This window comes from Pedosphaera parvula Ellin514 (assembly GCF_000172555.1).
GTDB lineage: Bacteria > Verrucomicrobiota > Verrucomicrobiia > Limisphaerales > Pedosphaeraceae > Pedosphaera.
This window is the reverse complement of the sequence record NZ_ABOX02000005.1, coordinates 136,021-151,959: the sequence shown is the minus strand read 5'-3', so window position 1 is coordinate 151,959 and position 15,939 is coordinate 136,021. Positions and strand designations below refer to the sequence as shown.

The 15,939-nt window shown below is 54.5% G+C and carries 6 protein-coding genes; 1 reads left to right on the top strand and 5 read right to left on the bottom strand.

The window, feature by feature from the left end:
* Positions 1-13: 13 nt before the first annotated feature.
* Positions 14-5,299, bottom strand: a complete 5,286-nt coding sequence (locus tag CFLAV_RS05675) for a LamG-like jellyroll fold domain-containing protein (protein WP_007413694.1) — start codon at positions 5,297-5,299, stop codon at positions 14-16.
* Between the two features lie 72 nt (positions 5,300-5,371).
* Complete coding sequence (locus CFLAV_RS05670) at positions 5,372-6,223, bottom strand: type II secretion system protein (RefSeq protein ID WP_007413693.1); 852 nt, start codon at positions 6,221-6,223, stop codon at positions 5,372-5,374.
* Positions 6,224-6,591: 368 nt separating this feature from the next.
* On the opposite strand from CFLAV_RS05670, the gene CFLAV_RS05665 reads away from it, so the two are divergent.
* Entirely contained in the window at positions 6,592-7,752 is a 1,161-nt protein-coding gene (locus CFLAV_RS05665; protein WP_007413692.1) for an AraC family transcriptional regulator, read from the top strand.
* 45 nt (positions 7,753-7,797) lie between these two features.
* Here the strand turns inward: CFLAV_RS05665 and CFLAV_RS05660 are convergent, their stop codons facing one another.
* The 3 genes from CFLAV_RS05660 to CFLAV_RS05650 all read right to left on the bottom strand — a co-directional run bounded on the left by CFLAV_RS05660 (position 7,798) and on the right by CFLAV_RS05650 (position 15,934).
* Positions 7,798-10,665 carry a discoidin domain-containing protein gene (locus CFLAV_RS05660; RefSeq protein ID WP_040547117.1) on the bottom strand — a complete coding sequence of 956 codons (2,868 nt, stop codon included), beginning with the start codon at positions 10,663-10,665 and terminating at the stop codon, positions 7,798-7,800.
* 19 nt (positions 10,666-10,684) lie between these two features.
* Entirely contained in the window at positions 10,685-14,977 is a 4,293-nt protein-coding gene (locus CFLAV_RS05655) for a beta strand repeat-containing protein (protein ID WP_007413690.1), read from the bottom strand.
* Positions 14,978-15,232: 255 nt separating this feature from the next.
* Positions 15,233-15,934, bottom strand: a complete 702-nt coding sequence (locus CFLAV_RS05650) for a response regulator (RefSeq protein ID WP_007413689.1) — start codon at positions 15,932-15,934, stop codon at positions 15,233-15,235.
* Positions 15,935-15,939: the final 5 nt, after the last annotated feature.

Below are 15,939 nucleotides of genomic sequence, written 5' to 3'. Positions count from 1 at the left end.
TTACAAACAAACCTTACGGCAGACTGAGGCGGTAAAAACGGTTACCGCCAGCGATGGGCACCACCACCTGATTCTGGCCGTTAATCTGGGTAACCGGACTGGTCACATTCACCCAACTCCCGGTGCCAATCGTCGTGTTTTGCTGGAGCACAAAGCCTCCGGCAGAAGCAGGCCAGGTGAACACGTACGTGTTGGTGCCTGTGGTCTGAACGGATAATCCCGGCAGGCTGACAAACAAGAAGTTGCTTACGTTCTGCGTCGAAGCCACACCACCACTGGCGGCAGTGATGCCAACATAAGCCGTATTCGTGCCAACGATGGATGGCAGATTGGCGATGTAATTGGTGCTGAACGAAACGCCTGCTACCGCATCAGTCAATGTCAATGACAACGTAGTTCCGTCGTAATTCAGATTCACCCCAATCGCATCCCCGCTGGCAATGTTGACGGGAGTCGTAGGTGCATACGGCGTCCCAGTCGCTCCATTACTGCGCAAGGCAATTCCCGGCGTATTCGGACCGTAGATGTTAAATTCCAAAGCCGCACTTGGGATGATTCCGGCGTAACCCAAACCACCGCCACCGCCGCCGAGTGCTGATGCACCTGCCGGCGAATTCTGCATCACAAACGTAGCTCCGTCAGCCCCGCCACCACCCAGATCCTGATAGGTGAACGAAGCTCTAAACGCTCCGATGTATTGCGGATAATTCACGAAGCTGCTGCGAGCTTCGTTTCCCTGACCATCGATCAGTGACAGGACATTATTACTGATTACAGCACCGCCGTTTTGCGTCCAGCCGCTGCCATTGTTGAGGGCAATTCTGGAAACCGCCAGGGTTGCGACGGCACTGGCATTGTTTCCTGCACTGTTGGTCATGAACAATTGGTAGGTCCCTGCATCATTGGCGAATACCTGTCCAATGGTCAATAGATTGGAGTGCGCGCCGCTGATGTGGCCATTATCGGTGAGATTGGTTCCATTGAACTTCCACTGATAGGAGATTGGCTGCGTTCCGGTGGCATACACTGAATAGGTAAGCGGTAATCCGCTTGGGTACGTCTGCGACAGGGGCGCAACATCCAGCAGGATCTGCGGCGCGCCAGCGACATTAGTGTAGGCATTCGCCGGAACTCCGAACGAGCTCAGTTCCGATATGGAAAGGAACTCAGCGGCTGGCGCAATGCCGGTCTTGGCCGAAGCCAACGCATTCCCCGGCACACCACCCACTGCCCAACCATAACCGGTGCGCTGGCTGGCTGGCAGATGCGACAGGTCAAATGCTATCGGGCTGTTGACCGGTGCGCTGCCATTCGGTGCATCAATTTCCCACGAGAAGATGTTCCCACTGACCAGCTTGGCCGGCACCGCCACCCAGTTGGCGCTTGTTTCCGGAGGTGTTTGACCAGGGTCCTGCGGGCTCTTCAGCACATACAAAGTGGGCAGTGCCGACCAGTCACCGCCATCTGCAAATTGATGGCCAAGATCAACTTTGACCACTCCAAATACTTGAGGCTGACTGTAAATCAATCCCACAAAATCACTCAGTCCCAAATTGCCTCCAAAGGTATCTGCGTTGTCTGTGTTGGCCGCACTGGCATATTGAGCCACTCCGTTAGTCAACGCGCTTAACATGACCGCCCGCCCCTGATGAAACTGGTTGGCCACCAGGTTCAGCGCTGGCCAGCTCTCGGAAAACAGAGGCACCGTTTGCGTCCCAAGGGTGTTGCCAAAAATATCCATCACACTCGAAACGGTAAGGGTCAGGCTTGAGACGCTTGGAGTTCCGGAAACCGTCAAGCCTACGCGCAATTGATACGAATCCTGGCTGATGCCGATTATCGACAACGCAGGATCGTTAAGCACATAGTTGGCGCTGTTTTGCGCGCTTCCCGCATCAACCGGCTCGTCAAACCAGACATCGATATTGCCAAGCTGGTCCATCGTGGCAGCAACTACCACTGGAGGTGTGGTGCGGGGCGTTACCGACAATACCGCCACCTGGCTGGTGATGGAAAGCAAGGCATTGCTCGCAATCAAGCTGAAGTGAGCTCCATTATCGCCTGTCGTTGTCTGGATTGTGGTGTAGGTCCCATTGGTGGCCCCATCGATGGCCACACCATCCCGCAGCCACTGGTAGTTGATCGCGAGCAGGTTGGTATTTAGAACCCCGGAGAAAATCGCTCGTTGCCCGGCAATTACTGTCACATTCGTGGGTTGTTGCACGAACATCACTGAATTACTTCCGGGGAAGCCGTAGGCGCGCATTTCGGTGAAGGAAAGAAATCCATTGGCTCCGTCTCCTTTCGCCCCGCCCACAGCCCAGCCATAACCGGTTCTTTGACCTGCCGTCAAACCGGAAAGGTCAAATACGATCGGCGTATTGGGCGATGGATTGGCGTCCACTCCCGTAGCGGGGAACTGGCTGCCGCTAATGAGATTGGCAGGAACCAGAACCCAATCATTGGTATCGGCTTCCGGCCGGGTCGAATTGGAGTCCACGGGATTTTTCAGAATGTAAACGCTCGGCTGGACCTTCCAGTTGCCGCCGTCACTAAATTGCTGGCCGAGATCCACCTTGATTTCGCGAATATCCACAGAGGAGGGATAGAGCATTCCTCCGAATTGCGTGAGCACAGCATTCGCCGCGCCGCCAAACGTGTCGAAACCGTTCGCCCCGCCCCCATTGGCTGTGGTGTTGACCAGCCCGTTGTTGACGCCAGCAAAGTCAACACTGCGCGTGGCAGATGCGTGATAGATATTGGCCAGCAAGTTCGCGGCTGGCAACCGGACTCGAATCGGCACATTCGTGGTGCTGCTATTCCCGCCGGGATCCTGCACTCCACTGACCGATAAGGTCGCATTGGTCGGCACGAGACCCCCGGAAATTCCCAGCACCACGCGCAGATTGCGATTGCCCAAAGTTGCATTCGTGATGCTCAAGCCGGGCGCGTTGTTCAACGTGTAATTTGCCAGATTGGTGGCTGTCGGCGTGGTGACTGACGCGTTGAACCAGACATCAACAGTCGTGAGCGCAGCGGCTGAGGGCGCATTGTCGGCCAGGGCAATGGATGCGCCCGGACTCACGTCGTTATTGAGGATGGTGACAGTGTCGTTGTCCGCATCAGCAATGGTGTAATTCGTATTGCCAGCCAGGGTGAGATTTACGGTTTCGGAAAGTTGCTGAAAGGAAAAGTCGATTGGCTTGATTTGAACCACTGCCGATGTGGTGCCAGCCGCAATGACAACAGGATTGGTCAGCGCCGTATAATTGACCCCGTTCGTGGCGGTTCCTCCGATAACGTAGGAAACCGAGAGGGAGCTGCTGGTGCTGCCGGTACGGGTGACCGTGAAAACGCCGGGTGGAGTTGCTTTCTCAGCCGTGGATGGCGTGGTGGCTACAATGGAAACTGGTGGAATCGAAGGGCTGGAATCATCCGCCCCACCGCCACTGGCCAGGGCGGCGATTGCTTCCGGCCCCAGCACCCGGTTGTAGATGCGGACGTCGTCCATTTTACCCTGGAAATATCCATCCTGTGGAAAGTCACTGCGCCCGACAAAACAGTTGGTGCGATTCACCACGTTCGGCACACCAGTGACTCCAGTGGCAACCACTACACCATTTTTGTAAAGTGTCACGTTTCCAGCGTTGTCCAGGGTGGCCACGAAATGCTGCCACTGGTTCAACGCTATGGCACCGCCAGCTGTCACCTGGCCGCCGCTGGCGACTCCCACACGCACCTCGAACGTGAGGTCAGAACTGTTCCCATTGCGCGCGAAGATGATGTTATTGTTATCCGGCCCATTGCCGAAATCGATGAATCGAGCCCAGGCCGTCAGGGTGCTGGTGGGGTTGGCCCAAACCGCAACCGTCATTCCCTGTGAAAAATCATTATAACCAGTTTGCAATCCCACGTATCCAGCCAGACCGTCAAATTTCGCCGCCCGCAAAACTTTTCCCGTATAACCAGGCACGGCACCGTTCACAAAGGTGGCATTACGGTTGTTGCCGGAGGAGTCTGCAACGCTCGTACCTGTGGCTTCATCCAACCGGAGCCAGGTATGTAAATTTTGATCGATCACCACCGAACTATTCGCCGCCACTGTGTTGGGAGACGCGGCCAGGTCGTGAACGTTGTTTACGGTAAGCGTGGCGCCAATCGATGTCCCGGAAACTCGCAGCAGAATCATGTTCGGAGTAGTGCCAATATGGGCGCTGGTGATGGTCGCACCACTTATGGAATAATTTGCCAGGGTGGTACCACTCACTGGATCGACTGCTTCATCGAAGATCACGGCCACATCGCCTGTGGGATTGCCCAGATTGAGAGCATCCACCAGGTTTGGCGCGACGGTATCCTGGGAGACAAAGACCGTTGTCGAGGCCGTGTCCTGGCCGAGGGAATTCGTGATGATGACGCTGTAAACAGCGCCATTGGCAGCCAATGGAACCACCGGAATATGATAGTTCAAAAGATTGGCATTGGCGATGGCAACACCGTTGCTATACCACTGCACGAAAGCTGGCTGACTGGCTTCAACCGTCACGGTCAAATCCACGGGCCGACCTTCCTCGACACTGATGGAGCCGGGCAGTGAGGTTACCCCTACTCCGTTGTAGGCAGTCAAAACCGCGGGGGCCTTGGCCAGCGAAGGATAAGTTGGATCAGCTAAATCAACCGGGAATGGCCATAAGTGGTTGCCCGAGATTATCGTTTCAAATGTCCCATCCGGCAGGGTCCACGAGGCCTCGCAATGATCCCCGCCAATCCCTTCCTGGTGGAACATTTCGAAATAATACTTTTGTCCGGCTACCAGCGGGATCGAGGCCGATTTTTGCCCCGGATTTTGAGAATAGGTGGCATAGCCGACAGCGGTCTGATTCTCACAAATCTGGACCAGACCAGCCGGACTGGAATTCGTGCTTAACCACAACTGCCCTTCATCGTCGCTGGCGACGGAGAAGGTATACAGGCCCGTCTGCGGTGCTTCGATGAACCCCCGCGTCCAGGCACCGAAGGTATCACCAATATTTATTGATTCTTGAAGGCCGTTGGCCAGCACTTCGTATGAGGTGGGCGCGCTGGGGAAAATCGGATTGCTGGTTAGATTGCTGACCGTGTTTCCTGGAATTGGATCGTAATAGAGCTTCAAGGCCACGCCAGCTCGGGTTGGTAAAGCCGCCGTCAGCAGCACAAATGCGACGGCCAGGGAACGAGTCAGCGTTTTGGGAAGGTTGCCCGGTAGGTTTCGACGGTCCGCAGGCGACGTAGCGCCAGGGTTTTTAGAGTTTTTTTTCATACGAGTAGGTTTGAGGTGGGAGATTTAAAATGTCTATTTCGTCAGGGAATGGATTTTCACTGGTGCCAATGATTATTTGGGCGATCGTTGCATGGGATCCCAGAACCGGGAGTTGATCAGGCTGGTTGTATTATTAAAACTGCCCGGGTCCGACGGTGGATTGATAAATTGATCCTTGCGGGCTTCGGAGTGACCGTCATTGAAAACCACGACACCTGTCCCCAAATGGCGCACGGGGTCTATTCCTTCATGGGCGCCGTTGCTCTTGGACGGGTCTGGGTCCATGCAGGCGTTCGGCCACCAAAGGCTGGAGGCCCAGAGATCGCCCGGCACTGGATTTTTATCGCCAATTAATAAACTATCACTCGGGTGGACTACGGCAGTTCGTTTAAATTCCGTATCGAAAGTAAAAACGATTCCCGCCACGGTGATGCTGCCTGCAGTATAGGGATGATGTCCCAGGAAGAAGCCGTTGTAACCATAACCGACGTTGTCACAGTCGAAATTCCACTGCCAGGTTTGGCCATAAGTCACTATTTTGCCTTTTAAGGCGGGACAATGAAAGAGGTTGGATTGGGTATTGGCGTAGCCAATAATGGCGGTGCCCCACCAGTTGGTGAGTGCGGTCGTATGGTCGTCCGGTTGGTTTTGATTACGATGCGCCGGAAAGACTTCATGGTTGTCGTCCGTATAGAGCTGCATGAAGATCGAAACCTGGCGGAGATTGTTCAGGCAGGAAATCCGGTAGGCCTTCGATTTTGCTTTGGCGAGGGCGGGCAGGAGCAGGCCTGCCAGGATGGCGATGATGGCGATGACGACCAGCAGTTCGATCAAGGTAAATCCCTGTCGTCCGCGTCTGGACGACGGTGAAGAAGCGTTCTCCTTTGGACTCGATGGCAGACGATTCAAAAGCCAATATTTCATTTGCCTAAGATTTCTTCCAATTATGACGCCATGTCCGCGCTGCTGAATAGTCGCAGACACTGACTCGCGTCAGAACTTTACTTTTTGGGATCGCAGTAAAGCTAAAGGATTTGGAGGGAGTTTGTGAATGAGCTTTCGCGCAAATCTTTTAAGCTTTTTCACCGCCAGACTTTTCGCCCACCTGCACCACGGGCGGACGTGGGCGACAAAGCCATTGACTGCCATGGTCTTCTGCTGTTATTCGATAGTTACGAAATTCCCCATTCAGGCTGCGCCAGAACGCTCGGGTTGGGAGTGGACGACATGAAATATTCAAAATCGTGGCTTGATGGGTACTGGTGGCTGATGATCGTTCCGCAAGTTATTACATGAGCAAACGCAGGGAAGTCGCGCTATTAATCGAAACTTCGAATGCTTACGCACGAGGGGTGCTCCAAGGTGTTGTCCGGTATATTCGCGAAAATTCCCGCTGGTCATTTTATCTTCCCGAACAAGGTCGAGGGGATATTCCACCGGGTTGGCTGGCAAATTGGCAGGGGGATGGAATTATTGCCCGCATCGAAAACCAGGAAATTGCGCGCTCTGTCGCAGCCTCCGGTCTACCCGCCGTGGATGTGAGTGCGGCACGGATGCTGCCGTCCCTGCCCTGGGTCGAAACGGATGACCGGGATATTGCCCGACTGGCGGCCGAGCATCTGCTCGATCGCGGCTTCAAACATTTCGGCTTTTGTGGCGATGCCCGTTTCAACTGGTCCAACTGGCGTGCGGAACACTTTGAAAAGGCCATTCATCAGGCGGGCCGCGAATGCCAACACTATCGCTCAACCATTTCGCCGGTGGCACCATTGGAAAACCAGGTTGCTGAAATTGCCCAATGGCTGGTCAAATTGCCGAAACCGGTGGCAATCATGGCGTGTTACGACATTCGGGGCCAGCAGGTGCTGGATGCCTGTCGCAATGCCAGCCTGGCAGTGCCGGATGAGGTGGCAGTAATTGGAGTGGATGATGACACGCTGCTCTGCGATCTTTCGTCTCCGCCGCTCTCCAGCGTCATCCCCAACACCCAGCGCACCGGCTACGAAGCGGCGGCGCTGTTGGATCAGATGATGTCAGGCCGGAAGGTGCCGCCGACAGCGCATTTGATCACTCCGCTCGGGGTGGCCACCCGTCAGTCCACGGATGTGCTGGCCATCGAGGACCGGCATATTGCCAGGGCGGTACGCTTCATCCGGGAACATGCCCACGAACAAATTAACATCGAGGCGGTTTTGAAGGTTGTGCCGCTATCGCGCCGCGTATTCGAAGGCCTCTTCAAAAAGATTTTGGGACACACGCCGCATGAGGAAATCATCCGGGTGCGCATGAACCGGGTCAAAGAGTTGCTGACGGAAACGGAATTGAATCTGGCCACGATCGCGGAACGGACAGGGTTTGAGCATGTGGAGTATCTCAGCACTGCCTTCAAAAAGAAAGCTGGTCTTTCCCCCAATCAATATCGGGCAAAAAACCGGAAATTCCCGCACCACTGACCGGCACAACCTCTTTCATTAAATCCGTCTGGCAGACCTCATCTTCTACTGTGTGTAGTTCACCCGAAAGTATTGCATCGAATTCGTAACGGGAAAACTGGCTTCAAACACCCGTACATTGCCAAAATTCGCCACGACACTCACACTCACAGGGGTCGCTGTCCCCCACGAACTCAGGTCGGCTGAACTTTGAAACTGCCGTGTAATTCCACCCAGGCTGGGCCGTTCCCGGAAACGAAAGCGATAATTTCCCGCGCCGGTCCCAACAGGTTGAATTGCCGCCAGTGAAGCATCCGGGCTCCACGGATCATTCCCGGTAATAAACTCAAGCAGGTTGGGCACACCGTCGCCATCAGCATCACCCAAAGCGCCGCCGATGGCTGCATTTGCCAGCTGCGCATCCGTAAAATGTTGAATCGACCAGTCAGCAAAAGTTCCCGGCTGAGCCCGCTCCAGGAAGGCGACTTCCACCACTTGCACGTTGCGCGAGTTGCCAGGATACGATGGATCGTAGGAGGAGGTGATCAGGAGTTGTGCATTGGTACCTTGCATCGGCGGGTTGAGTGGCACCGTCAACGACGCGTTGCTCATGGTTGTTGAGAAAGCCAAATTAGTCCCGATGAATACTTGAACGGCTTTCGGTCCATAATTCACCCGGGGAGTGATGCTTACTCTGGAAATATTAACCGAGCGACTGAAATCGAACTTAAGCCATTCCGGGTGAGCGGCTGTTGGCCCTTGTCCTTGAGTCGTTCCCGAGGAAACCCAAAAGGTGTTCGCATCTCCATCAATGGCACGCGTTGGTGGATAGCCTGACTGAGACGATGAAGCGGTTATGTTCGAGACTGGAGCGTTGTACGCAGGGTAAGGCACGATGTTGGGCACCGCTACCGTAATCTGTTCCATCGCCCCGCCCAATCCTGGAAAGGTCAGCACCGCGTTGGAACTGGTAAGGCTCCATGAAATATTCGTTGCCCCGCTCATCGTCTGGACTGCCGTCTTGCCCGGAAACCATACCGCATAGCGTGCACCCAGGGTGTTCTGCGGCACGAATTGCAAAGCATCCTCTGCCGCTCCCAATCGATTGTATCCAGTCGCGGTCTTATAAGAAAAATATCCATCCGGTCCTGCTGCCATTCCATAGCGTCCCGAAACGCACACCCAATTGTTGCTGATGTTGCTTGCCGTTCCGGAGCGATTCAAGATATTCGTTGAACCACTTCCCCACTCCACCAGCCGTGAGCCACCACAAAGCGGATCGTTCTCCATGCCCACGGTAAAACTGCCCACTGCTCCGGGCGCCACCCCGCCGGCCGGATATGGCACCTCCACTATTGCCACCGTCTCACCCGTGCTTTTGACATAAACCTCCGTGGTCCCTTGCGTCCCATTTTGCAACCGCAGCTCCGCATCGAAACCGTTCGCGTTGGTTACAAAACTTATCAGCGTGGCTGCGGTTGGATTTCCCAAGGCTCCCAGTCCAATCATCCCCGGCAACTTCGGAGATGCCACAAACGTATTTGTCGGCCCGGGAGTCGCCGGCACCTCAATCATCCCCATGATCCGCGATCCATAGCTGAGTGAAAAGAAACTAAACGAGCTTCGATGGGTAATGACTTGAACATCGGAAAAGAAGGAAACATCCGATCCTGGAGCTACGCTGCTTCCATCTAAGAAATCCGCATTTGCCCAGTGCAGATAGGCAATCGCCGTCCGCTTGGCTTCAACCGCCTCCCGATAAAAACCATTCGGCTCGCTTTCTCCAACAAACCGCCCGTCACCATTCACCTGTTGGCGATACCTCACCAATTGCGCCAGCTTCCCATCAGCCCAACGCGCCATCGGATCGTTGAAGTGCGCCGCCAGCCACGCCACATACGAATTTTGCTCGTAATCATGTAAAGCCCAATCCAGCCCGGCGGGGTAGGCAAACTCACCGGAATCCATCACCATATTGGTGAGTTGATTCCATACGTTGATGACATTGTGCTCGGCAAACGGCTGCAATTGCGCCGCGATGGCAGAGTTCGCCTGGCGCGCCATGAGCAATGAATCACCCATCGACATTCCCGCCACCATCTCATAAGTCGGATGATAAAACCCATGGTTCTGCAGGGCAAAATCGGGATACAAGGTCACGGTCGTGACCCAAGAAGCCAGTGGATCGCCGTTTGTATTTGCTACCGTGTAGGTGTTAGCCAGGTATTGTTTGGATGCGGTGAGCCATGCTCCAGCATTGGCGTTCGTACTCATCCATGCCGCTCCGAGCGCGAGAATATTACTATCCCATCCATTTTCCTCAGCTTTGGTATCGCTGATATAACCCGAAGCCGGTGCCACACCCGACCGATAAGTTGCTTCATCCGCCACTGCCCTCTGGCAGGCCTGCACTGTTGCCGTGGACAAATTGCTTTGCACCAGCACGCACGCAAACCCCATCGAACTGCCCCATTCAGCAGTTTGCCAATCGTGCCCCCATTTCAAACCATCCTTGCAGACGTTCGTGCCGCTCACATGGGTATTTGCGGCGTAATTCAGCGCTTTGGTAATCCTGCTGATGCGTGTTGCATTCTTTGGATCATTCGGAAAAGCCTTTACCAACACCGCATAAGAAACAGCCACTCCACTGGAACCGCGAATACCGCCATTGCCACCACTCGCACCATCGCCCCAATAACCGGAATTGGGTGGACTGTTGGAATACGATGCATCCGTCCATATGGTTTCGGCATAGCGCTCGAAATCGAGCAGACAGTTCAGATAGGTCGCAGCTGAATTAGTATCCGCCCGGGCCTTGATTGGCAGAAGAAATGCAATGGTCGCAATCACCACCAGCAATTCCATGAGCGTGAATCCTCTGGCGGCCCGCAGCTTCCAACGGGTTGCCTGATTGCATCCTGCCCTGAACTTCATATGGAACTCCGATCGCTTTTTATGGCACCCGAATGGTGTAGAAACGGCTGCCGGCTGCCGGATTAATGGTGTTTGTTACAGTAAAGTTGCCAGAACCATTGAAACTGTTGGTTGAGACTGGCACCCATGTTGAAAGCGGGGCCGCCACGTTTGCTGAAGACAGAATTGTGAACTGCGCGCTGGCGCTCCCATTGGTTCCGCTGAAAACAAGCTGATTTCCACCGCTAAATGTTATGCTGGTGAACTTCGGCGACTGAGGAGCAGTGTTCGCCGCAACGCGCAACGTGCCATCCGTTGCCAGCGTGTTTGTATTCCATGCCAATCCGCTGCCCGGGATCGCCGGCAAGATGCTTGCAAACGTACCAGAGTAGGTCAGCGCATCGAACAATTTGAAGCTGTCACCTATCGCCAGCGTGCCACTGAGATTGCTCACCACCAGAGTGCCACCGTAAGTCGCGCTCGTGAGGCCAACCACAGCGTCGCTCAAGCCCGCTGACTTGTTGATTTCCATGGAGGTAAAGCTGCCTGGCTGCAACGTAAGCGAGTTGCTGACCATCAATGTGCCAATGGATGTGCCCGGAGCCAGTGTCCCTCCCGTAGTGACAACTACAGGCCCAAGGATAACACCGGTGCCACCCAATGCACCACCAGCGACAGTTGTCAGGTTCGTTCCCAAACTGCCATTGATCACCAGCGTACCATTACTGACAGTCGTTGTGCCCGAGGAGGTATCCTGACCAAACAGCGTCCAGGTACCGGCATCAAGTTTGTATAGATTTTGAGAATTGCCCGCGGTCTGATCGATCGTGCCGTAAATCTGACCTGCTGCGGCGCCCTTTAACACCAGGAACCGCCCGACTCCTCCCGCAGTGACTCCATTTGAAACCACCAGCAAGCCGCTATCTGATTCAAAGGTAAGCAGGTTGCCGCCACCCGGTATCACAATCGAGGTTGGTGCGTTGATCACATTAGTTCCACTGACATTCACAATGTCCGCGGGATTGTCCAGCACTCCAAACGCACGCGGGAATATGGTGATTGTGTTCAACAACATTATATCCCCCGTCAGTTCCAAGCGACTGGTGTCGGTTTGCGATCCACCGATGGTGATTGTCCCACCGCCCATTGCCTGGCTGTTGCCCGGACGCAGCGCGCCAGTTCCAGTAATACGGGTGGGTCCGGTATATGAATTAACGCCGGTCAGAAACAGCGTCCCATTCCCAATTTGATTCAAAGCACCGCCTCCGATGATGGTGCTATTTACGGTAATATTATTGGAACTGAAGAAGGTTAGTGTCGTATCCACCTCGATTGGCCCATTGCCGATGCTGCCGTTATTCCCGCCATCACCGATTTGCAGTGTGCCGCCAGTAATGGTCGTTCCACCGGTCCACGTATTGTTGGTCCCTGCCAACACCCAGGTGCCTGAACCAAACTCTGAAACCGCGCCTGCGCCCAAGGTTATGGGACCACTCACAGTTCCCCGACTTCCGCTGTCGCCCGCGAATCCGAGGTTGATGTCCGCACTCGTGATGCCGGCACTGTTGGTCAGATTCAATGTGGTATTGCCATCCAGCTTGATTCCTGAATAACTCGCCAGCGTGATCGGACCAGAAAAGGTTGTTACACCGCCGCCACCCTTGCGCAACGCCCCATCACCCGCAGGCCCGGTGCCATTCAAAATCAACGGCTCATTGGCTATGTCGATGTTCACATCCAGGAAGAGCTGGGCTCCCGCGGCCACAGTGGTGCCTGCGTCGCCAGTCCCCAACGCCGTGGTCCTGCGAACACTTACCACACCGCTGGAAATCACGGTCGGTCCCGTATAGCTATTGCTGCCAGTAAGAACGAGCCCTCCCGAACCAGCCATCGTCACACTACCGGTGCCAGCGATGGGGTTAGGCACCGTCAGGCTATCCAGTCGATTGAATACCAAGGCCGCATTATTGCTGACCATGCTGCTGCCCAATGTTCCACTGCTGTCCGCATTTCCCACTTGAAGTGTGCCGCCTTGAATCAAGGTCGTGCCACTGTAGGTATTGACTGTGTCGAGAACCAACGTGCCACTTCCCTGCTTGGTTAAGTTAACTGGGCCGGCGATCCCACCGCCAGTCGCAGAGGTGAAGGTATAATCGCTGCTCGCATTGACTACCACCGAGTTCGGCTGTAGCGGCGCCGTCAAATTGACCACTGGAGCTCCACTGCCGTTGTTATCAAAAAGCACATCGTCGTTCGGACTAAAAAGCACGTTGGCAGAACTGCCGGTATCCAGCCAGTTAATCGTCGCCGTGTCCCAATCAGCACTGTTCAATCCCAACCAGGCCAATGATGGCGGCGTTGTGACAGTAAGTGTGGCTGTGGCGTTCGTGGAACTGACGCCGTTTGCCACCACCACCTTGTAATTCCCTGATTGGGCTGTTGTCAGTCTGTTCAGCACCAACGTACGATTGGTCTGCCCGCTGAGTGGCGATGCTCCGAAGAACCATTGATAAGTAATCGGGCCGCTGCCTGTGGCGACAACTGAAAAACTGACACTTTGCTGTGCTTGTGTTGAAACATTTGCCGGCGAACTCACCAATGTGAGTGGCGTCGCGGAGAGTGGCAGGGCTACGCCGCGCACTTCCGCTCTCAACCCGCTCAGATTGATGCCTGCCCCTACAGAGTTTGACACCACACATTCCAACGTGTTGCTTCCTGCCACAAAACCATTGGTTATCGTAAAAAAGCTGAAGCTTCCCAACGAGGTCGCATTGGTTAATCCAAGACTGACGCCGTTCAACCGCACATCCACTCCCTGGTTATCAGACACCCAACTGCCACTCAATTGCGCGTTGTTCGGATCCATCGTATCAATCAGGAAACTGGTGCGATAAGTATAAAGCCCAGCCGCATTATTGGCTCCGTCCCCGGGCGATATCCATAATGAACTGGGCCCATTCACCAACCATACTCCCGGCAGTGAACTGTCCACTATGGCTGCGGGTCCAGGAAAGACCGGATCATCGCTCTGTACCAACTGCCAATGTGGATCGGTAGCCCCGCCCGGCAACAAACTGCGGTTATCCGCCAGACCTGTATTGAATAGTTCGCTGAACAATTGGCCTACCCGCACGTTGGCAGTGGCGCTGGTGGCGCTGCTGTTCGGATTTGACACAATCACCTGGTAATTCCCCGCCTGGCTGGCCGTTACATTGGTGATCATCAGGCTGGTATTGGTGGCATTGGGCAGGTTGTTGCCATTAAATTGCCACTGATAGGAAATCGGCGCGCCCCCGCCCGCGACAGTAGAAAGTGTGAGCGTATCACCCACAGCTACAAATTGACTCGCTGGCTGGGTAAGGATGGTTACGTTCGCCGGGGTAAACTGCATTCCCACGGCAGTGCGCTCGACTTTGCTGATACGCACTTCATCAATTGCGCCCAAAAAATTGCCGGATCGATTGCGTGCTTCATTGCCGATAACCAGCGGTGTGCTGGTGGCTGAAAGTGGATTCATCCCCGAGAGTGTCGTTTGTGCCGAAGTAATGCTGATTTGGTTCGCACTCGTCCGGCTTGGATCCATGAGCGTCCAATAAAATTTGATGTTATTCGCCGTGTTGGGACTTCCATTGTAGGTCACCGCGACATGATACCAATTATTTGTGATAATGGCGTCTGGACCGGTGGTGGGTATGGCCGCATAGATGGTTGCCTGATTACCACTTACTGCTCGAATATTTTCAAAAGTGAGCAGTGGCACTGTGGCCGGTGCGGTTCCGATAGGCACCATGCCGACGGGTATGATTCTAAACTGAAAGATACGCCCCGGGTTGGCACCAGATTCGGCAGAGACGATTTCCAGTGGCGAGCTCCGCCCATTACCCCCGTTCGCAACGGTGCCAAGGTTCCTGGTCGGATCAAAACCAATCCACACGATGGCTTCAATCGTAAAGGCCCCGGTAGTCGCATCAGCATACGTGATCGCCACATTCCCCGGCGGGCTGGCCGTGGAAGGGCTCAATAAGGCATCTCTGGTGCCAGCGGCAGTCCCATCCTGTCCCCCGTCCACGGTGTTAAGCGCATTGCCAAACCCCGTAAATGACGGACTGCCCAAGGTGGCTCCGCCTTGCAGTCCAATCAGGTTGGTCCCTCCGGCTGCCGAATCCAGTACCGGCACCGTCGCCTGATCCATATGCCACAGATGCAGCGTGGCGGAATCAAGACTGTATGGCCCGACAATGGCGGCCTGAGTGCATGACATCGAGGCTGTCATCCCGGTCAAAAAGCCCAGGGTTAAGAATTTCTTTAGCAGGTTCGATTTGGTCGGTTTCATGGCTGAATTAGGGGAAAACACCTCAGATTTATTTTCAGGATCTCTCTAAGTTTATTGATGTCGGCACAGCAATCAACACCTATTAAATCGTTTGTTTTAGGATCACCGCTGCGTTCGTTACCCAACTGAATCCTGGGTGCACCAGAAGCCAGGGCAAAAATTCCCTATGGGGTAGTTACTCTCATACTACAATGAGCGTCTCCAACGTCTATCACCCAAGCGGGTGATACTACCTCCCCGCGTCAGACTGATGAGTCAGAGATCATCCGGGTCGGCGGTACTCCCCTTGGCCGTCATATAACGCGCCACTGCCTCGGTACGGGAACGCACATGCATTTTTTCATAAATATGCTTAAGGTGGCTCCTGACTGTTTCCACGCTCAGATCTATCTTATCGGCTATCTCCTTGTTTGAGTAACCCTTGGACAGCATTACCAGGACCTCCTCTTCACGAGCGCTTAAGCGAATGGTATCCTGCCGATTCCTCGATACCCGCCGAAAAGACTCAACCACTCGTCGCGCAATCTCACTGGTCATCGGCGCCCCGCCACTCAGTACATCCAGCAGGGCGGCCCGCAAGTCCGTGGGCTTCGTTCGTTTGAGCAAATACCCATCGGCCCCCGCCTCGAGGGCGAGGAACACCATTTCATCATCATCCACGGCCGTTAAAATAATAATTTGAGTCTTGGGCAATGACTCCTTAAACCGTGCCGTGCACTCGATTCCCGACATGCGTGGTAAAAAAATATCCATCAAAATCACATCCGGCCGCACTGAGGGAATGACCCGCAAAGCTTCCTCCCCGGTGGAACAGGTGCAAACGCATTTAAAATCGGAAAAGGATTCAATCAATCGGGTCCAGTTTTCCCGAATTTCCTTTTGGTCTTCCACCAGGGCCACCCGTAAAGGTGCCCGGCTGGAGGGCTGAACTTGAGGAATCGAAACTTGCGGCTTCATATTTT